This window comes from candidate division WOR-3 bacterium (assembly GCA_039802205.1).
GTDB lineage: Bacteria > Hydrothermota > Tepidihabitantia > SM23-42 > JAOAFX01 > JAOAFX01.
The window spans coordinates 1-21324 of the sequence record JBDRWD010000047.1 but is presented as its reverse complement, the minus strand read 5'-3'; the positions used below and the strand labels follow the sequence as shown (position 1 = coordinate 21324).

At 42.2% G+C, this 21324-nt stretch carries 13 protein-coding genes and 1 tRNA gene; 5 read left to right on the top strand and 9 right to left on the bottom strand.

Translation table 11 applies throughout. From position 1 onward, the window contains the following. Nucleotides 1-301 precede the first annotated feature (301 nt). The 4 genes from ABIL39_09225 (at nucleotide 302) to ileS (ending at nucleotide 6482) form a co-directional block, all read left to right on the top strand. Complete coding sequence (locus ABIL39_09225; GenBank protein MEO0166302.1) at nucleotides 302-1147, top strand: fibronectin type III domain-containing protein; 846 nt, start codon at nucleotides 302-304, stop codon at nucleotides 1145-1147. A 127-nt stretch (nucleotides 1148-1274) separates the two neighbouring features. Then, nucleotides 1275-2330 carry a bifunctional diaminohydroxyphosphoribosylaminopyrimidine deaminase/5-amino-6-(5-phosphoribosylamino)uracil reductase RibD gene (gene ribD / locus ABIL39_09220; protein ID MEO0166301.1) on the top strand — a complete coding sequence of 352 codons (1056 nt, stop codon included), beginning with the start codon at nucleotides 1275-1277 and terminating at the stop codon, nucleotides 2328-2330. Next, the gene (locus ABIL39_09215; protein MEO0166300.1) at nucleotides 2311-2880 is read left to right on the top strand and encodes a riboflavin synthase; all 570 of its coding nucleotides are present in this window, start codon (nucleotides 2311-2313) and stop codon (nucleotides 2878-2880) included. The genes ribD and ABIL39_09215 overlap by 20 nt, the downstream gene beginning before the upstream one ends. Nucleotides 2881-3257: 377 nt before the next feature. Continuing rightward, nucleotides 3258-6482: an isoleucine--tRNA ligase gene (gene ileS, locus ABIL39_09210; protein ID MEO0166299.1), complete on the top strand. Its 3225-nt coding sequence runs from the start codon at nucleotides 3258-3260 to the stop codon at nucleotides 6480-6482. A 16-nt stretch (nucleotides 6483-6498) separates the two neighbouring features. On the opposite strand, the gene ABIL39_09205 is transcribed toward ileS, so the two are convergent. From ABIL39_09205 to ABIL39_09185, 5 genes are all read right to left on the bottom strand, one after another. Continuing rightward, on the bottom strand, nucleotides 6499-7230 hold the full coding sequence (locus tag ABIL39_09205) for an energy transducer TonB (GenBank protein ID MEO0166298.1): 732 nt from the start codon (nucleotides 7228-7230) through the stop codon (nucleotides 6499-6501). 7 nt (nucleotides 7231-7237) lie between these two features. Then, a complete protein-coding gene (locus tag ABIL39_09200) occupies nucleotides 7238-8068 on the bottom strand; it encodes a YitT family protein (GenBank protein ID MEO0166297.1) in 831 nt (276 codons plus the stop codon). Between the two features lie 18 nt (nucleotides 8069-8086). Next, nucleotides 8087-10267, bottom strand: coding sequence for a hypothetical protein (locus tag ABIL39_09195; protein MEO0166296.1), 2181 nt, complete (start codon nucleotides 10265-10267; stop codon nucleotides 8087-8089). A 10-nt stretch (nucleotides 10268-10277) separates the two neighbouring features. Further along, the gene (locus tag ABIL39_09190) at nucleotides 10278-13427 is read right to left on the bottom strand and encodes an ABC transporter substrate-binding protein (protein MEO0166295.1); all 3150 of its coding nucleotides are present in this window, start codon (nucleotides 13425-13427) and stop codon (nucleotides 10278-10280) included. A gap of 8 nt (nucleotides 13428-13435) precedes the next feature. Next, nucleotides 13436-13508: transfer RNA gene (locus tag ABIL39_09185), tRNA-Met, on the bottom strand. A 421-nt stretch (nucleotides 13509-13929) separates the two neighbouring features. On the opposite strand from ABIL39_09185, the gene ABIL39_09180 reads away from it, so the two are divergent. Then, the gene (locus ABIL39_09180) at nucleotides 13930-15297 is read left to right on the top strand and encodes a radical SAM protein (GenBank protein MEO0166294.1); all 1368 of its coding nucleotides are present in this window, start codon (nucleotides 13930-13932) and stop codon (nucleotides 15295-15297) included. A gap of 17 nt (nucleotides 15298-15314) precedes the next feature. On the opposite strand, the gene ABIL39_09175 is transcribed toward ABIL39_09180, so the two are convergent. From ABIL39_09175 to ABIL39_09160, 4 genes are read right to left on the bottom strand one after another with little or no spacing between them, the layout of a single operon-like run. Next, on the bottom strand, nucleotides 15315-16979 hold the full coding sequence (locus ABIL39_09175; GenBank protein MEO0166293.1) for an SBBP repeat-containing protein: 1665 nt from the start codon (nucleotides 16977-16979) through the stop codon (nucleotides 15315-15317). Nucleotides 16980-16991: 12 nt separating this feature from the next. After that, on the bottom strand, nucleotides 16992-17927 hold the full coding sequence (locus tag ABIL39_09170) for an OmpA family protein (protein MEO0166292.1): 936 nt from the start codon (nucleotides 17925-17927) through the stop codon (nucleotides 16992-16994). Between the two features lie 45 nt (nucleotides 17928-17972). Then, nucleotides 17973-20516, bottom strand: a complete 2544-nt coding sequence (locus tag ABIL39_09165; protein MEO0166291.1) for a polysaccharide biosynthesis tyrosine autokinase — start codon at nucleotides 20514-20516, stop codon at nucleotides 17973-17975. A 58-nt stretch (nucleotides 20517-20574) separates the two neighbouring features. Beyond that, a complete protein-coding gene (locus tag ABIL39_09160) occupies nucleotides 20575-21189 on the bottom strand; it encodes a polysaccharide biosynthesis/export family protein (GenBank protein MEO0166290.1) in 615 nt (204 codons plus the stop codon). Between the last annotated feature and the right edge of the window lie 135 nt (nucleotides 21190-21324).

Genomic DNA, 21324 nt, shown 5'->3' with positions numbered 1-21324 from the left:
TCCTTTCGGATAGAATATATCCAGGGGTGCCTATGTTTTCAAGTATTTGGGTAAGATATTTTATTTTGATTAAATAACCCCACTTCGGTAAGATTATTTTTGATTCAAATCGTATCCTTGACAAAAATGGAATTTTGGATATAATTTTCGAGGTTTAAAATTTCGTTTAAGAAAGGAGGTGATAAGGAAAAAAATGAAATGTGGGATGGGCTTTGCGGATGTGCCTGGGAACATCCGCATTAATCACTCCGCTGTGACACAGCGGATTTGGTCTCTGAGGGTTTGAAAAAAGGAGTTAAGAATGAAGAGATTAATGTATGGCTTAATCGCCTTGGCATCGATTATCATTCTTGCGGGTTGCGGTGGTAAGGCTGAGAAGCTTGCCGCACCCGAAATCATCGGTGTCGTTGCCGATTCCAATTCAGTAACCTTAACCTGGCGCGAAGATACGACTGTCACGCAGCACGATGATTTCAAAGGTTACAATGTCTATTACTCCACTGACTCCGCCTCTCTGATGGTTGAAGATGGTGAAGATCTTTCTCCTGTCAATACCACTGTCATCCTGACAAATACCTTCAAGGTCACTGGTTTGAGTCCTGATTCCGTGTATTTCTTCCAAGTCCGCACCGTCAATAAAGATGACAAGGTCGGCTCCTATAACGAGGATGTACCAGTAGTCCAGATTTCGCCCAGACCTGAATTTGTGATTGGAAAGATTAAACTCGAACTTTCTGCCTCTGGGCAACCTCCACTTAACGAGGATAGTTGTGCATTAAAATTCTCCACCGGTGAAATTCTCAATGAGGTCAATAACGAATTTCCCAATGCCGATGTCTTTGCCGATGCGATTGATACCGTGACTGCCCAACTGGTGAGTGCGAGTGCCCGTCCCAATGGTCGGAGCACCTTGATTGTAAAATTGGATACCACCTATACCTGGGAATCCTGGGACTTCAGCCAAGTTAATTTTGGTACTTCTGACCGTGCTGTGGTGAATAATAATGACCTCCTCCTCTGCAAAACTACCGAAGGAAATTATGTAAAGGTGCTCATCCAGGAAGTGAATCATGCCCAAGATTATATCAAGTTGAAATACGCCTACCAGAACAAGCCGAATTATCCTTACCTGGCACCTGGCCGTTAAATCTCGAATAGAAAGTAAGATAAAAGGGGCGGCATTACCGCCCCTTTATCTTTTAGTGAAACTTAATAAACACATCAAGTGGATTATCTTGACTTCATCTCATCTCTGTTTATAATTAAAAGACTTTATGAATCCAGATGTCTTTGATATTAGATTTATGGCTGAGGCATTGGCATTAGCAAAAAATGGTTGGGGACGAACCGCAGTCAATCCGTTGGTTGGGGCATTAGTGGTAAAAAACAACAAGATCATCGGTCGTGGATTCCATCGGAAAATTGGTGAAGCCCATGCCGAAGTCATTGCTCTTCTCCAAGCCGGAACGCGGGCAGCCGGGGCTACTTTATATGTCAATCTTGAACCCTGTACCATCAAGGGACGCACACCACCATGTGTCGAAACAATTCTAAAGTATAAAATAAAAAGGGTAGTAATGGCAATGTACGATCCCAATCCATTGGTTTATAAAAATGGTTATCGGATTTTAAACGAGAACAATATCTCCACCACAGTAGGAGTTCTGGAAAAAGAAGCTCAAGAACTAAATCGTTTTTATACAAAATACATTACAACCCAACTCCCTTATATCATTGTAAAAATTGCCGCATCTGCCGATGGCCGAATATCGGATTTCCCGGATAAGTATATTACAGGCGAAGCCGCCCGGCGTTTTGTCCATTCCCTGCGGAGCCAAGTGGATGCTGTCCTGGTCGGAATCAATACCATCTTAATGGATAATCCTTATCTTACCGATCGTTATGTGTGCCGGAAAAATCCTGCTCGGGTAGTCATCGATCCCCATTTAAAAATCCCGATGACCGCCAATTTTTTAAAAGATGATGCCCGACGGATAATCTTTACAAACGCTGATAATAATGCCCGAAAAATTAAAGACCTGAAAGAAGCCGGAGTGGAATTCGTCTTTCTCCCCGGTGATTATTATCCATTGAAGACCATCTTTGAAAATCTCGGTAGTTTAGGTATTGGTTCAGTCATGGTAGAAGGTGGAGGGATTGTTTTTAGCCAATTGCTGGAGAAGAAATTATATGATGAACTGTATATCTTTGTGGCTCCGAAAACCGTTGGCCGCGGGATAAATTTTCTTGAAGAGAACGGGGTGGATTTTAAAAATATGATCGCCCTCAGCATTGGTGAGGATAAGTTGTATGTTTACCGGAATCGTTGAAGAAAAAGGTCGGATCGTCAAAATTATCAAGGGGCGAATCAACAAATTGGAAATACAATCAAGCCTGGCTGTGAATATCGGCGAGAGTGTCTCTATCCAGGGAATTTGTTTGACCGTGATTGAAAAAACAAAAAATGGTTTTCTGGTAGAAGCCATGACCCAGACCAAGTCCAGAACGACTCTGGAGTTCTGGAAGACGGGTGATTATGTGAATCTGGAGAGGGCACTATCATTTAATGGTCGGGTGGGAGGCCATATCGTGTTGGGTCATGTAGATGAGGTTGGACGAATTGTGAGGATAGAGAATAATGAATATTATATCCAGATTGCACCGGAAAATGAAAAGTTTTTAATTTCCCGGGGCTCGATAGCTATCGATGGGGTAAGTCTCACGATTGGGAGTATCTCCCGCAATATCTTCTCAGTCTTTTTAATTCCCTACACTCTCGAGCATACCACCCTTGGGCTAAGAAAAAAAGGAGATGCAGTCAATCTTGAATATGATTATCTGGTGAAGATTGTTAAAAGTATTCAGGTGGGCGGTAAGTAAAATCTCCACATCTTGATTCCCGATTTTACATTGCCTGAGTCCTCTCCATATTTTTATATCAAAGGAACGATAAAACTCATGGGCAAGATTTGTAAGGGGTAACCAATGATTTAGCTTTGGGTACTTTTGTAGGGCAAGGCATTAGCCTTGCATAAATAAAAAATGCCCACCGGAAGTGGTCGGGTGGTAACCGCTAAAATGGTAGGCACAGGGCGTAGCCTGCGGATAAATGTTTTTAAATCCCATGGTATTTCGCACCCTGAAGGGTGCGGCTACCTCTAATAATTCAGCGCATAAAAATAATTTGACAAAAAGTTGAGAGGAGTCAGTTACATTGCTACTTTACAAGATCAATTTTTTTGGCTATAATAATGACTATGAATTTTATACCGGTTCCAAAAGATCTAAACTTCCCAGAACTGGAACATAAAATCCTCAAATTCTGGGAACAAACCCAGGTATTTCAACTTTATAAGGCAAAAAATAAGGGCAAAAAGAGATGGTCTTTTCAGGATGGACCGATCACCGCTAATAATCCGATGGGTGTCCACCATGCCTGGGGACGGACCTACAAGGACATTTTCCAGCGCTATAAAACAATGAAAGGGTTTGAACAACGGTACCAAAATGGATTTGACTGCCAGGGACTATGGGTGGAAGTAGAAGTAGAAAAAGAACTTGGTTTTACCTCCAAGCGGGATATCGAAAAATACGGAATAGACCGCTTTGTTTTAAAATGTCAAGAACGGGTTCATAAATATTCCATGATTCAAACCGAACAATCAATCCGCCTCGGGATGTGGATGGACTGGGGCGAATGGAAGACAAGTCTTGATGATAAAGACTGGATGAAAAAGAGTCACTCTTATTACACAATGAGCGAGGTGAATAATTACACCATCTGGTATTTTTTGAAAAGATGCCACGAACGAGGGTTGATTTATAAAGGAACCGATGTCATGCCCTGGTGTGCACGCTGTGGTACAGCAATAAGTGATATGGAAATTGCCACCGAAGGTTATCAAGAATTGACCCATAAGGCAGTTTTTGTACGCTTTCCCCTCAAAGGTCGGGAAAACGAGTACCTTCTGGTCTGGACAACCACCCCCTGGACTCTGACTTCAAATACCGCGGTAGCCGTCCATCCGGACTATATCTATGCCAAGGTGAAAAATAATGGAGCAATCTATTACCTTGCCAAAAATCTCCTCCGGGTATTAAAGGGAAAATATGAAATCCTCGCCGAAATGCCTGGCAAGGAACTGCTCGAATGGGAATATGTTGGACCCTTTGATTATCTCCCGGTGCAGAAGGGAGTGATCCACAAAGTCATTCCTTGGGAAGAGATAAGTGAGAGCGAAGGAACCGGTCTCGTCCATATTGCCCCGGGCTGTGGTAAAGAAGATTTTGCCCTCGGTAAGGAATTTGGCTTAGCCACAATTGCGCCTTTGGATGAATTAGGTTATTACCTCGAAGGTTTTGACTGGTTGAGTGGTAAGAATGTTAACGAGGTTACCGAGGCGATAATTAATGACCTCCGGCAAAGGGATATCCTTTATGAAGTCGAAGATTATACCCACCGTTATCCGATATGCTGGCGATGTGATAGCGAATTGATCTTCAGGCTGGTGGATGAATGGTATATCTCAATGGATACATTACGGCACGAAATCGCCGAGGTCGCAAAAAAGGTAGAACGCTGGATTCCGGAATGGGGCCTGGAGCGGGAATTAGATTGGCTCAGGAACATGGCGGATTGGTGTATTTCAAAGAAGCGCTACTGGGGGCTGGCGCTGCCGATCTGGGAATGCACCTGTGGTTTCTTTACGGTTATCGGCTCCCGGGATGAATTGAAAGAAAAGGCAGTCATTGGCTGGGATGAATTTGAAGGTCATACACCACACCGACCTTGGGTTGATAAAATAAAGATTAAATGTGAAAAATGCGGTAATCTGATGTCCCGCATTCCGGATGTCGGTAATCCCTGGCTTGATGCGGGCATCGTTCCTTATTCCACTTTAAGACCGCCTGAGGATATGCACAATCTCTACAATGGCTATCCCTACGATAAATCTTACTGGGAAAAATGGTTTCCAGCAGATTTCATCACCGAATGCTTTCCCGGACAATTCCGGAATTGGTTTTATGCGATCCTGACGATGAGCACGGTTCTGGAAAATAAACCTCCTTTTAAAGTGCTACTTGGGCATGCCCTGGTGCGAGATGAGCACGGAGAAGAGATGCACAAAAGCAAAGGTAATGCGATCTGGTTTGACGAAGCGGCGGAAAAGATGGGGGCAGATGTGATGCGCTGGATGTTTGCCAAGCACAATCCGGTTCAGAATCTCAATTTCGGATATGGACCGGCTGAAGAGATCAAGCGCAATTTATTGACCCTCTGGAATGTCTACTCTTTCTTTATCACATATGCTAATATTGATAACTTCAATCCAGTAGGGAAACAAATGAGCCGGGAAAATTTGACCAAGTTAGACCGCTGGATACTCTCCCGGACTAATTCCTTGATTAAAAGGTGCGAGCATCACTATGATGACTATGATGTTGCCTCGGTTGTAAAAGAAGTTGAAAATTATTTTGATGAACTATCCAATTGGTATCTGCGGCGCAATCGACGGCGCTTCTGGAAATCTGAAAATGACCTGGACAAAGAAACTGCCTACCTCGTGCTTTATAATTGCCTTTTGACCCTGATCAAAATTATAGCTCCGATCGTTCCCTTCTGGACCGAAGATATGTATCAAAATCTGGTGCGGAGTGTCGATCCGTCTGCTCCCTTAAGTATCCATCTCTGCGACTTTCCGCAAGCGGATGAGACGATGATCGATTTAAAACTTGAAGAAGAAATTGCCCTCGTACGCCGGATCGTATCCCTGGGACGATCTGCGCGTAATAAAGTGAATATCAAAGTCCGTCAGCCTCTTGCCGAAATGGTCGTCTACTGGGCTGAAGAAAAACCTCTCGACACTCAATCCATCAATACCATCCTTGAGGAGTTGAACATTAAAAAAATTCAATTTTTGAAAAATGTTGAAGCCTTATATACCTACACTATCACCCCGCGTTTCGATCGCATTGGTCCTAAATACGGTGCTTTAGCTCCGAAGGTAGGTGATTTGATTAAAGCGTTGAAGGAAAAAGAAATTAGCGAGTTTATAAAAAATGGCCGGTGGCCGTGTATCATTGACGGAAAGTCGTTGGAATTAACCACTGATGATGTTGAAATCAAAAAGCAGGAATTAGCGAATTGGGCAATAGCAGAAGAAATAGGTCTTTTGGTTGCGATAAACACCGCAATTAGCGAAGAACTGGAGGCCGAAGGACTGGTACGGGAATTAATCCACAAAATTCAATTATTGCGCAAGGAAGGTGATTTTCAACTCACCGATCGGATAAAGATATTCTATAAAACCCATGATAAGTTAAAGCAGGCAATCAATAAAAACCTGGATTATCTCAAAAACGAAACTTTGGCTGTAGAAGTAGCAGAAACAGAAAAAGAACCATCTGGAGAAGTTCAAAAAGAATTAGAAATCAACGGGATACCAATCCGGGTGGCGCTCACCCGAATAAGGAAAACATAAGACTGTTCTTGGATCTCTAAAAGTCATTCCAAACTCGAGTAAACCTGTTGATGAGGGAATCCGCCAATGGTACAGGAAGGTTATTGCGTATCAATTTTTTCTCTTCTTCAAAGAATTCCTGGAATTCCTCTTCTGCTAAAAATCGTGCATAGGAATCCGGATAACGGTAGATGATATCAAAAAATAAAATGGGCAGAGCCGGGTATAAATGCCAATATCCCTTCCAAAGTTGCGCAGTTTTTTCCTCAACCGCCAATTTTATATAATCATTTACCTTTAATTCAATCGTTTTTCTCGGTGAGTAGATTAATTTTTTATAAAGTCTATATAACTCCATAACCCGGTCCTCCTGATATTTCTGGGCAATGGCTTTCTGTAATTCTTTGACTTCTACCAACCAGATTTCTGGCTTTAAATCTTCAAATTTGAATTCAATCGGCAGATTCACCCAGACTTTGACTGGCTTATCCCCCATCAAGGCGGGAGAAAATACAAAAGAATAAGCAATACTCACTGCGGCTGAATCCAGCAACGCATTGTTGGAAGAGTTCAACAAGCGAACCTGTTCGACCCTCCCCTGTTCATTGACTAGCACCCTTAAATTAACTTTCCCAGCAACACCCAGTTGTCTAGCACGATCAGGATACTCTATTTTATATTCCAGAAGGACAGGAGCAAAAAAATGCCTCTTGGGGGTACAACACCCAAAACCCGATAACAAAACGATTATCAGGAGGCCTATCCACATCGCACTCTTAAACCCGGGGGCGAAAACCATGACCCAATACTTCAAAGACATCGGTAAAAATTACAAAGGCATTCTGGTCAATGCTCTTCACGAGTCTTTTTAAATTTTCCGTCTCCCGCTTAGTGATCACGCACATGATCACCGGCCGTTTTGCCTTGGTGTAAGGTGAGTATCCGTCCAGTATTGTGACACCCCGGCCCAATTTTTCGTAAATACTCTCAACCACCTTTTCGGTCTCAGCACTGATAACAAAAGCCGCCCGGGCATAATCAAATCCTTCTAAAATTAAATCAATTACACGGGTGGACAAAAAAAGTGCGAGATATCCTAAAAGAGCAAGTTCTATTGAATGGGTTACTACTCCGGCAAAGGTGATAATCCCGGTGTCCACAATGAGTATCCAGATACCCACAGAGAAATTGGTAAATCGATTAAGAATCTGTCCGATGATATCCGTGCCTCCGGTATTGGCACCCCCTCTGAATATCAAACCCAGACCAATCCCTAACATCACACCGCCGTAAATGGAAGCCAGTATTGGATTTTGGGTAGGAGTAGTAACCTTAACAGTGTAGGTTAAAAAATCAATGAACAAATTGGTCACCAAAATGGTGATGACTGACTTCAGGCTTAAAGAAAGCCCGAGAATCCGGAGTGCGAGGATGAACAAAGGGATATTAAGAATTATCACCATGATGCCCACGGGCGTAGCAAAAAGGATATGAAAAATTATTGCCAGTCCGGAAACGCCGCCCGGGACAATGTTATGAGGGATCAAGAAGATTGCATAACTGAGAGTGTAAAAGAAAATCCCAATGATAAGAAATAAAATATTCATAAAATTTTTTCAATTGTGTTAAAATGAAATATCCGTCTTCTTCTCTCCTTCCTTGGCCTTGGGTGCCTGGGCTTCTTTAAGTCGGGCGATAAATATTTTTAACTTTTCCAATTCTTTATTCTTTTCGACAATGGCTTTTTCCAGCCCCTCTTTTTCTTCCTTCAACTTCACAATAGATTTTTTAAACTCTTCTGCCTTAGCAATGATTATTGCTGCTTCTTTCTTTTTCGTTTCCAATTCCTTAATTTCATTACGGGCGGCAGCCAGCTTCTCTAACTCTTCCTCACATTCTTTCTTAATCTTTGCCTTATTTTGCTCAATTTCCTGGTTAATTTTTACGAGCTCCTCACGCCGCTTATCAATTTTTGCCAACATATTCGCTTCCACCGCCTTTGCCTTTTCTACTTTTCCTTCAGTCTCAGAAAGAACAATCTTTAAATCGTTTATTTTTTCTTCAATCTCCTTACGGTGGCCGGTTAACTTCTCAATCTCATCTTTATATTTATCCCTTATTCGCAACAATTCCTTTGTCTCTTTGTTTAAATCTTCAACCGCCTTGGCTTCTTCTTTCTTTAAAATTTCAAGCTTCTCCGTGAGGGTGGCAAGTTCCTTGCGCTGGTCTTCTATCTTATCCTCCACCATCGCCAGTTCTTTCTTCCTCGTTTCCAGTAACTGTTTTACCTTCTCATTCTCCTCAATTGCCAGTTGCAATTCCTCATATTCATCACGAAGTTTCGGTAGTTCCGCGTTGATTCTTTCATATTCCTCCTCAATGTGTTTTATTTTTTCGCGACTCAACCGGAGTTGTTCTTCTGCACTTTTCAGTTCTGCGGTCTTCAATTGATACTCTTTTTCTATCTTTTCGTATTCCTCAACGCGGGGTTGCAATTCTTCAATCCGTTTTTTGGCTGATTCAATTGAATGGGTTAACTTCTGGGCTTCTTCTCTTAAGCGTGTATATTCTTCTTTTATTTTCTTATACTCAGGTTCAATATTTCGCAGTTCCTTTTCTTGTTCCTTCAATTCTGCGACCACCGGGTTGAGCTGACTGTGTTCCTCTCTTAATTTTTCAACGCTTGCCTGTAAACTATGTTCTTCCTCTTTCAACTGCTCAATGTTCGCTTTCAGTTCGGCAAATTTCGCTTCTTCTGCCCTGTATTTTTTCTCTAATTCATTAAATGATACTTCCAGCGTGCTGTATTCCAGCTGATAGTTGGAGATATTCGACACCAACTCTGCTTCTTCTTTCTTTAACTGATTGAGTTTTTCAGTCAGTTCGTCATGTTCTTTTTTCAATTTTACTAATTCCTCATTCTCCTGCATTAATTTTTCTTTTGTGTCTTTCAATTCGGCAACCGCTTTTTTTAATTCCTCGAGCTCCGCACTCTCCTGCTGGTGCGCCTGTCTTATCTCCTGTAATTTTTCACCCAGCTCCTTCTCTTCGGCCCGATACTCCTCAAGCAATTTTTGTAGCCGTTCTCTTTCTTCAGTCAAAGTTTGCACTTCGCTAACAATTTTCTGATGACGGGCTTCATCTTTTTCCAGGTTTTTCCGTAAGGCGACCAGCTCCTTATTAAGGGCATTACGCTCTTCGTTTATCGATTTTAAATCTTTCTCCGTCGCACGAAGATCAGAAAGGGCAGCCTTTAAAGTCTGCTCTACACTCTGATATTCATTACGTAATTCCTCGGTCTTCAATTTTATTTCATTGTATAATTTTTCCTGCTCATGGTATTCTTTTTCCTGCGCGGTGTACCGGGTTTCTAAATCTTCGCATTTTTTTGCCGCTTCACTCTGCCGGATTTTCAGTTTTTCAATATAATCTTCAAGTTTCGCTTTTTCATTATTCAATTTTTCAATCTCTGCCTTCAGTTCTTTGAGACGAGTCTCACTCTTTTCTTTTTCCGCAACCAGTTGGGCAACCTCGCGCTGAAGGGAACTCAGTTTCTGTCCATTTCGTTCTGCTGACTTCAAAGCCTCACGTATTGACTTTTCCTCTCTTCGTAAATCCTGTAAAGTCTTCTTTAATTCCTCAATCTCACCTGTCAATTCCATCTGTGTCGCATAAGTTTCTGCCAGTTTTTCTTCAGCGGATTTTAACTCTTTCATCTTGTTAGCGAGATCCTTCTCTACCTTTTCCAGCTGACCGAGTTTCTCTTCCAGGTCAGCCAGGATATCAATGTCTTCTTTTTTTGCCATAACACCCCCTCTAAACGGTTAGCAACCGTGGTGTGTTGAAGTAATTTTCCGATATTCTCTTATTCTCCAGGGTTGATGCCAACCGTAGATATTTTGCCCGGATGATACCTAAAGGATGGGGTTTAAAACCACGCACCTCTTTGCGGACGACAATATTTTTCAGGCCGTGGAAAAGAAAAACACCTGGTGCCTCCTCAAGAATCCTCTCTTCAATCTCTTGATAATATTTCAAACGTTGCTTGATATTGCGAATCTGACGCGCCTGCTCGATCATCCGGTCAATCTCGGGATGGGAGAAAAAGAAGGTATTGCCGGCATAGCCAAAAGAATTTGAGTGAAACAGAGGATAGAGAAAGTTATCCGGGTCACCGGTATCACTAACCCATCCTTGGAGGCAAAGATGAAAATTACCCCGATAGCAGTTTTCCAGAAAATCATGCCAGGGCATTGGATTGATTTCTACCCTAATACCAATCTCGCCTAAACTTGATTTAATAAATTCTGCCCTTTTCAAAGAAGGTGTGGTATCACTAACCAGCAAAGGATAAACATCTGGTAAACCCGTGGAAAAACCAGCACGGGCAAGAAGTTCACGGCTCATTCCTGGGTCATATCGATAACCACTGAGCCGCCGGTTATACATGGGGGATGAAGGTGGAAATATACCACGGGCGGGTATTGCCAAACCGGGTAACAATTCTGCGACCAACTTCTCTACGTCAATGGCGTGGGCAATTGCCTGGCGCACCAATTTATTATTAAAGGGTGGACGTTGACAGTGGAAACAAAGAAACTGGATAGAGAGTTCGGGATAGGTCACCAACAAATCCGGAAACTCCGATCTTACTTTGTGTAATAATCTTTGGCCTGGCTGATAAATCGCCAGCTCACCACTTTTGAATAATTCGTAGCCCAGTTCGTCATCAACCGTTATGACAAACTCTAAAATATCAAGGGAAGGTCGACCTTCATAATAAAAATCATTCGCCTCCAGAATTAACCTCTTACCCCGCTCCCAGAGATGGAGACGGAATGGTCCTGCACCTACCGGCAATTCATCATCCAAATAGGGGTCAGCAAGATTGGCAGCAAAACTTGCAATAAAGGGCAGGTAGGGATATTCCAGCGTAATACCCAACCGCTGGGCATCCAGAATTTTTATCTGGAGTGCCTTCTCTTCTCGGTTTTGTAAATATTCTTTACTACCCGCAATCATCTCCAAAAGATTGTGATTCGGACCGTCCAACCCCCTGATGATACCAAGTTTTATGTCTTCAATGGAAATCCGTTTTCCATTGGCATACTTTAAGCCTTCACGTATATGAAAGATATACTCCCGCCCATCTTCTGAAAGAATATATTCATCACATAATCCAGGGATTACTCCCGTCCCCAATCCGAATTGGAATAATCCTGCTGAGTAATTGACAATCACCTGCTGGGAAGGAACATCGGTCTTCAGGTCTGGCTTAAGTGTCACCGGGTCGTTAGATAAATTTAATTTTAACCTTTTTTCTGCCCTGTGTACAACTACCGCTGGCGCCTTTTGGGGCAATAACTGAGCAAGGACCGATTGAAAATTAACCAAACTGGTTACCGATTCCTGATAAACATCCCAATGATGGCGCAAGAGGAAATTGTCATTGTCTAACTTTTCCATCGTTGTTTTGATCGCACCGGCATAGTTCAAACAATCTTCAAAAACCCGGACCGTATCATCAAAAAAAATCTTGATACGGGAAAAATCCGGAGTGGTTATTTGAATAAATCCGTCAATCCAACCAAAGGTTTCAAGGCGGTTGATAATATACCTTAACTCGCTGACTCCTGAATCTAGGGTGTTAAAATATCTAACCATGCGGTTTAAAAGATTGTTAAATTCCCCGACAATCGGCGCCAGTAACCCTTCATGCTCCAAGCAATGACTCTTCTCCAAGCGCGCAAAAACAACGAGTGTTTTCAATTTCGTAATGAGATTGGTATTGGTGGCTAAATGATGTTCCATAAATTGGAGTTGCTCTTTAAGAATTCTTTTTAATTCTTCAATCTTTTCAAACGCTCTATGGCGGTGGGAAACGATTTGATTTAAATCTAACTGAATCTCGGCAACCTTCTGTGTCATCAGTGATATTTTTTCAATTTCTTTGCGGTTAGCGGCGATTAAATTATATAATTCCCGCACCTGGTTTATTATCATAATAAGTTCTGCACGCACTTCCGAAGAAAGGAGAACAGGCTGTTGTGCCGGCTTGATCCTTCTTAGTAAATTTATATTTTCCTGCAACAAATAAGTAAAATGCCCCACCTCTTCAACACCTGGCTGGAAACAGGAAGGTCGATTTATAATGTTGTTCAATTCGTAAAGAATTTGAGAAAGCGACCCCACTTCAGAACCACGGATGGATATTTCATCAACCATCCTTAATGCTCCGTTAAATTGCTTCTGTATCCATACCAAACGCTCATTAATTTTTTTCTCAAGTTGAAACAATATACTACTTCCACGCTCTGTGGAGTTAATAAACCTCTGAAGGGCAGCAAGTGATTCGCTCAACGCCTCCAGGGAGGACATCAAACTCACCACTTCGCTAACCGAAGTTTCGGCCTCCTGCAATATTTGTCCAACTTCCGATAAAAATGGTTCAATATGCTTCTTAATTACTTCAAGGAATTTATCGAGTTCTTGGAACAGATTCTGAAATGTCAGTGCTACACTATATGTCTCCCGGGAAATTACCCCCAGCCCACGGCCCTCCTGCCGTGCCTGATAAGCTTTTACTTCAATATTTTCAGCCAAATAGCTAACCGTGCGGGCCAAAGCCACAAACGAATGTGCATTTTCTTCCACAATTTGGGTGGTATGACGGATTTGCTTTATTATACTTTCAACCGCCCTAAGTTGCCTCTGGTAAAGCACCAGATGGTCTTTTATTCTGTTCAACTCTTCACCCAAACTGACCAGTTGATTTTTGAATGCTTCAGCATAGTTTTTTAAAAAACCTACAAGATTATTCCCTCGCCGCAGGGCATCAAAAATTTTCTCTAATAATTTTACCAGTTCATTTAGTCTTAGACTTGCGTTGTTTAAGAAGTCGGCTATTACTTCAATCCGTTTATTAAAATTCGCAGCCTCTTTAAGATATTCTTTGACTGATAACATAAATTGCATAGCGGCGGAGGGAGTCGAACCCCCGACACAGAGATTATGATTCTCCTGCTCTGCCAGCTGAGCTACGCCGCTAAATAACAAATTATTATAGCCGGAATATTCGATTTGTCAATACAAAATCGAACTGAGTCCTTTCCACATTTTTATAAAATGTTTTATTTAGCGACAATAAAACCTATGGGCAAAATTGGTAAGGGCATCTAATAATTTCAGTGTCGGACAAGGTTTTGATTGATGCCCTTCGTAGGGCAAGGCTTTCGCATTGCATAAATAAAAAGTTAGTCGGGTGGTAACCGGTAAAATGGCAGGCGCAGGCTTTAGCCTGCGGATAAATGTTTTTAAATCCCAGGATATTTCGCACCCTGAAGGGTGCGGCTACCGCTAATAATTTAGCGCATAAAAATGGATTTGACAGAAAGTGAAGAGGACTTAGAAAATCGAATCCCTGGGTCGCTAACTTGACTTTTTCCATTACAAAGGTTATAATTTTGAAATGAAAAGGCGTCTGCTCTTTATCAATCCTATAAATCAATCTTTTGCAAAAAATCGTGTTGGGCTGACCGCAAATAAAGCCACTAAATTCCAGCCTTTGGGGTTAGGTTTACTTGCCGCCCTTACCCCCGACACCTGGGAAGTGCGGCTGATTGATGAAAATTTCACCCCATTTTATTTTCAAGAAGCTGACCTCGTCGCACTCACCGTTTTCTCTGCTACCGCCCCCCGCGCTTATGAGATCGCCCGAGTTTACCGCGATAGGAATATCCCGGTAGTAATGGGTGGCTTTCATATCACCATGCGACCCACAGAAGCCCAACAGTATGCCGATGCAGTCGTAACCGGTGAAGGCGAAAATGTTTGGTCCGCGGTACTGGCTGATTTTGAAAAAGGAAAATTGAAAAGGTTCTATAAAGGCTCACCAGCGGATTTGAGCAAATCTCCATTTCCCCGGCGTGATCTCTTCTCACCTCAATATGTTTTCGCCTCCGTGGAAACCAGCCGTGGTTGTCCCCTGGACTGTAAGTTTTGCTCGGTGAGTGCGTTTTACGGTCGTACTCAGCGTTTCCGTCCGGTAGAACAAATTCTGGAGGAATTAAAAACCATACCCCAGAAAAAAATCTTTTTTGTTGATGATAATATTATCGGTCATACACCATCAGCTAAAGAAAGATTGAAAAAACTATGTAGGGGAATGATTGAAGAAAAAATTAAAAAAGATTGGTGGTGCCAAACCTCAATCAACTTTGCTGAGGATGAAGAATTACTCAACCTCGCCGCCCAAAGTGGCTGTAAATTACTTTTTATCGGTGTCGAAGCCCATGATCCTCCCACACTCCAGAGTATAAATAAAAGATTGAATTTAAAAAAAGACCTTAAAAAAATGGAATACCTCTTCAGACGGATAAATGAGCACGGCATCGGAGTTATTGGTGCCTTTATGTTTGGCATGGACACTGACTCTTTAAAAACTATTAGGGAACGTACCGAATACATTTTAAGGAGTAATCTCAATGCTATCCAGATAACATATCTCACACCCCTGCCAGGTACCAAATTATTCGATGAGTTATACCGCCAGAGAAGAATAATTTATACCCGCTATCCAGAAGATTGGGAACACTACACATTCGCAGAAATTACCTACCATCCTCTCCAACTGACACCATGGGAATTAGAAAAAGCACGCGGTTATGTTGTGAAAAAAATTTACAACTGGATTGCGGTATTCAAAAGATTCATCAAAACTCTTTGGACAACAAAAAATTTCGTGACCACTCTCTGGGCGATTGCTTTCCATCTTTTCCTACGCCAGGCAACGATACGGAGTTATCGGCTGGGTCTCAAATTTCCAGCCGATAAGTGAGAATTTGAAATCTTAATTTATTTTAGCAAAATTAACTTTTCAGTCTTTCTCCCTTGACCAGCCACCATTTCAACAAAATAAACACCTAAGGGTAACCGTTGGTTCTTTTCATCGGTTCCTTCCCAAATGAGATAATCATCAACTCCACCAGCAACCCGTGGCGTAAAATGTTTTACGGTCTTACCCGTGCAGTCGAAAATTCGGATATGGACGGTCATTCCGGGATTTGTCGTTTGATACTTAATTATACAATAACTCCGACAAGGGTTGGGGAATACTTTCAGTCCATCGCTTTTGGCAGGTGACGGAAAAACAATGTGCTCCTCGCTCCCTACCAGACTTCTAAATTTTACCGTGCCCCAATCATAGTAACTTGCTGCACTTATTGTCCTGCCAGTCAACACTACTTCACCAGCATTGGGATGAACCGCAATGGCAAGACCATAATCCAATGAATCGGAAAAATCATACAAGACTGCCCATTTTTGATCACCGTTTGGATCATACATCAAGGCAACATAATCATTATAACCAATGAGATTACGACTGGTTCCACCGACAAAGATATTCCCCGCTTCATCCATTGCCACACATTTTCCTCCTACTTCATCAGAAGGAGTATCATAACCATGTGCCGGACCATCATACCGGCGGACCCATAATTCAGTGCCCTCCGGGCTATACTTAATCAAAACAATATCACTCCCTGTTCCCAATCCCTGACTCTGTCCTACAACATAGACATTTCCTGTGCGATCCACTTTAATTCCGTAACCGCCATCCGCCCCACTCGTATCGGGATTGTTATAACGCGCTGTCCATAATATATTACCCGACGGGTCATACTTTATGGTAAAAATGTCAGTAAGAGTGCCGGGCCAACGCACTGAACCTGTAACATAAACATTTCCCGCGCTGTCGACTTCGATATCCCGGGCAATATCAGTGCTATCAAGTGGGTCATTATAGGTCCGAACCCAGATCGTATCCCCGGTTTCGGCGTTCAATTTAATGGTTACATAATCATAAAGTGTTCCGGTGGAGTAAGGATTCACATAACCGACAACATATACAAAACCACGATTATCCGCGATGACCTTATGCCCCTTATCATTGTAATTCCCTACCCCATTGATCCTTGTTACCCAGAGCAGATTGCCGCTGGAATCATATTTAACCGTGGCAATATCATCTTGATAGGATAAGCCCCGGCTATACCCGGTGACATAAACATTCTCCTGGGCATCCACACATACCCAGTGTGCAAAGTCGTAGCCGTTTCCGGTACCATTATAACGCCGCGTCCAGGCGGTATCACCATTGGGTCTGTATTTTATGGTCAAATAATCACCAGCACCTGAGCTCATGGTATAGCCAGTTAGATAAAGATTGCCAGAAAAACCAAATGTAATACAACTCGCCCGTTCATTGTATGAACCAGGACTGACGAAATTCCGTACCCAGACCGTATCTCCGGAAGGAGTATATTTTATGGTCGTCCAGTCGTTATTCGTTCCTGAATTTTCGGTAGTCCCGGTTACATATATAAATCCGGAGTCGTCTATTGCCAAGGCATATGCCCAATCCGACAAAGCACCGGCACTTGACCATCTCCTTGCCCAGACGGTATCTACCTGGGCGAGTGAAAATATAGGCAAAAAGATAAACAGTGTCCATCTCATAAAATCTCCTTTCTATTCTTTTTCATGTAAGATTAAAAATTCTACCCGCCGATTTTTCCGTCGTCCTTCCTCCGTGGAATTATCCGCAATCGGTCTTCTTTCTCCATACCCTACCGGTATCAGACGGACCGGTTCAATCATATGCTTATTAATCAAATAATCCCGTACTGCCTCTGCCCGTTTTTGGGACAATTTTAGATTATACGCATCAGATCCAATATCATCGGTGTGCCCCTGTATCTCCACATCGATCTCGGGATGCATAGTCAAAATCCGTGCGGCATCATCAAGAATTGGGTAAGATTCCGGTTTCAGTTGGGCACTGTTGAATTCAAATTCCACGCCCTTGAGGATGATGGTCGAACCTTCGCGAAATATTCTTATCATTTGGTCGGTTACCTTACCTTCCTCTATCCGGATGTCAGTCTGTGCAGTAACATAATTCAAAGCCTGAACTTTTAAGAGATAAAGTCCTGGGGGTATATCTCCAAACTCAAAAAAACCGTTTTTATCCGAAGTGGTGCTACGGTTTAATTCGATGATCGTCACCTCAGCCACAAGAGGTTCGTTAGTAAGATAGTCTGCAACTATCCCCCGAATACCACCTTTACGAGTCCCAAGTTTCTTTAAAATCTGGTTTACTGCGACCCTCTTTCCTGGTTCTATCCGGCACACCACTGACTTTGATTCATAACCTGGGCATGAAAAAATTAGAGTAATGTCGCCGGGCGATAAATCCGAAAGCAAATAATAACCAGCAGCGTTGGTATAGGTTACTATTCCCGGCATCCCAGCTGCGGATACTTCCACACCATTAATCGGTTCATATTCCTCATCATTGACAAAGCCATAAATCGTAGCAACTTCGATCAACCCGGAAGAAGTAAAAACAGTACAGGAAGGTAAAAGTACGAGAACTGATGCCGAATAAATTAATATCCGTTTCATCTTACCTCCTTATCTGAACTTTTTCAAATACCGATGCCAAAAATTTTATTTTTCGTCTCGATAATAACGAGAATAGTATTTGTAGTAGTAGTGGTAATAATAACCACCCGAATGGAGCGGCGCACCATTTAGCACCACTCCCACTATCTCCGCATGCGCCGCGTTGAGTATTTCCTGACAGTTCTCCAAATCCTTGTAATTGGTTTTATTATACATCACTGTCAAAAGTACACCATCACAATAACGTGCCAAATATGTAGCATCCGCAAATAAAAGCATCGGTAAGCCATCAACTAAAATATAGTCAAACTCCCTCCTTAATTTCCCCAACAATTGCTGCATTTTTTCCGATTCTAAGAATATAAAAGGATTTGGTGGCACACTCCCCACCGGCAAAATGAAGAGAGGAATATCTTCTGCGGTGATACTCTTCTCTGGGTTTTGTCTATCCTCGCTCAATCCCCTATTTCCAAATGGCACTATCGCTGTTTGCAAATCTGCTTCATCTTTCAGGACATCAAATATCCCCTTCTCTTTCCGTAACTTCACAAGATGCGTGAGGTTGCCTCTTTTTTTACGAAAATCAGTATCCAACAACAAAACCTTTTTACCCTTGTTGGCAAAGACATATCCAAGATTTAAAGAGATAAAGGTCTTGCCCTCTTCAGGACCGCAGGAGGTGATATAAAGCACACGGTATTCCTTCTCGGGATGAGCAAATTCCAAGTGCACCGTCAATTTCCGAAATGCCTCAAATTCCGCACTGGCATGGTCAGTAACAACCCTCAACTGGCTGCTTTTATGATTTTGATTCTTGAACCCCAACCAATTCGATACTGAATATTTTATGTAATCCAAATTAAATCCCGGGATTATCTTTTTCTCACGGGAATCAGTAACCCCAGGAATGATTGCGTAGACAGCGAGGTTGTATTTCTCTTTTATCGTCTCCGGATCCTTAATGGTATTATCTATATATTCGGCAATTAAAACAACCGCACTACCCGAAAGAATTGCAAAGAAAAATGCCAAAAATATCGTGAGCGGCACCCGGCGTGGGTTTACGGGAGCATTGGAAACAAACGGCGGATTGATGATCTTGATATCGGAGGTAACTCCAGCTTCCTGAACCCGTGTTTCTTCCAATTTTTCAGAAAAGAAAGTATACAATTTTTCCGCTGTTTCTCGATCTCTTTCAAGTCGCGCGAGGTTGATCTCATCCGCGGGGATATTCTCAAGTTTCAACTGAAGATTTCTTATCTGACTGGAAACACCTTGGATATCAGTCTTGATCGTTGATACCCTTTTGGCAATCTCCACCTTTAATTGTTCCTTAAAACCATCATACCTTGCCTTTATCTCTGAATACTTAGGATGCTGGGTTGAATATTCCTTCAGCACTCCCTTCAGTTCAGCATCCGCCTGGACGAGTTGGGTGTAAAGTTGTTGAATGCCCTGGTCCGAAATCATCGTGGTAGCAATATTTAATGGCATATCTCCCAGTGTGTCACTGCTGAGATATTTATTAATATCACTCAAAATCTTTTCTTCAATCTCCAGTTGATTCTTTCGTGATTCCAAGGTTGCTACCTGATTTATCAAGGACTGGGTTGAAGCCTTGAGATCGGCAATTTTTTTGATTTCCTTAAAATTCTTTATCTGTTCCTCGAGTTCACTCAGGCGTTGTTGATAAAAAGCAAGTTGCGATTCAATGAATTGGCGGGACTGGATATACTGGAGACTCTTCTCCTGGATGTTCTCCTTAACCAGAATTTCTGAAAGTGCCCGAGCGATGCGCAATGCCTGTTCTTTATTACCCCAGTAAAGTTCAATCCTGAGGATCCCGATGATATTCATCCCGGGAAAAATGGTCTTAGCCGAAACCATCTTTTTTGCTGCTCCTTCACCGGAAACGGGCACACCGGATCGGTCGCCAGCACGTTCAACCTTATCGGCTTCCAAAACCTTAACCGAAATCGAGTTCCGCAATGCCAGTGCCATTCGATTTCTTGGGTAAAAAATAATGGAATAACTCCGATTAGGAACTACTTCTACCCCGGGCGGAACGGTTAACTTTAAAAAACCAAGGTCCACATAATCACCAAAATCCTTTTGAATAACTTCCCCATCAAGTTTTAAGGCAAAACCGTTTTCAAAAATCTTAAGTTGATAAGGTCCCGCTGGTTTTTCAAAATTGTATTGCAACCGAACCTTCAGGGGAAGTTCCTCTCTGCCATCTTTAATAAATGCATACAAACCCAGGGTATCAACAACTTTTTCAGCAACCTTGATACTTAAAAGATCGGCAATTATACGTTGAGTAACGGTGCCAATTTGAACCGTAGGAGTTTCCGAAACTCCGGTAAAAAATCCTTCCACAGTGCGATTTTCTGCTACACCTAAATCGAAACTTGAAAGATAAATTGGGGTATAAGGCCGCGTGAGGCGAACAATCAAAATCCCCAAAAACACCGGTAAAGCGAAGATAAAAAAGAGTCGACGCCGGCGCAAAAATTTAAACCAGAGTTCCTGGAAATTCAATGGTTTCTCAGGTTCAAGATAATATTCCGACTTTTCCCAATTATTCATCAGCCCAGCCTACCCCTTGGTTAACAAAAATAAGCCAACCAAATTGGAGTCGCTACCATCATTTAAGCCGCTCCACCGTTACATAAAGATTGACTGCTGTCAATGTCAGGGTGGCAAATTGAAGCACCGTTCCCCAGTTGATCATAAACTTCTTACCAATGTATATCCAGTCACCGGCTTTGAGTTCGAAATTATCTTTTTCGCTTCCCTTTTTTAGAATATTTTCCAAGTTTATTGTATAAACCTTTATTCCGTTACCGGTATTACGCACCACCTTTACTTTTTTTAGATTGGCACGGTCATTGGGTCCTCCGGCGAGGGCTACATAATCACTCACCCGGAGACCGCGTTGATATTGAACCGTCCCTGGCCTTACTACCTCCCCGTAAACTGCCACCGTAGAAACACTCGGACCCTTAAGGATCACCGAAACCAAAGGCTGCACAAAGTATTTTTTTAATAAAATCGCAATGGTATCAGCTACCTCCTTAGTAGTGAGACCTACCACCTTAATGTCCCCGACGAGCGGGAAAGTGATATTTCCATTATGCATCACAAGTAAATCTCGGGATAATTCTTCCTGGCCTAAAACCACTACTTCTAAGACATCCCCTGGTTCAATCCGATAATCCGAAGTTTCTATCCCCAGCATTAATATTATACTCGCAATCACACCATAGTTTAACTAAAAAAAGAAAATTGTCAAGGATATAATGAAAAATAGTTATTCCCATATGCGGAATTTTTAATAAAATTAGTTAAACAGGAGGTACTAATGGCCGAAGATAAAAATTATCTCTACCTGGGT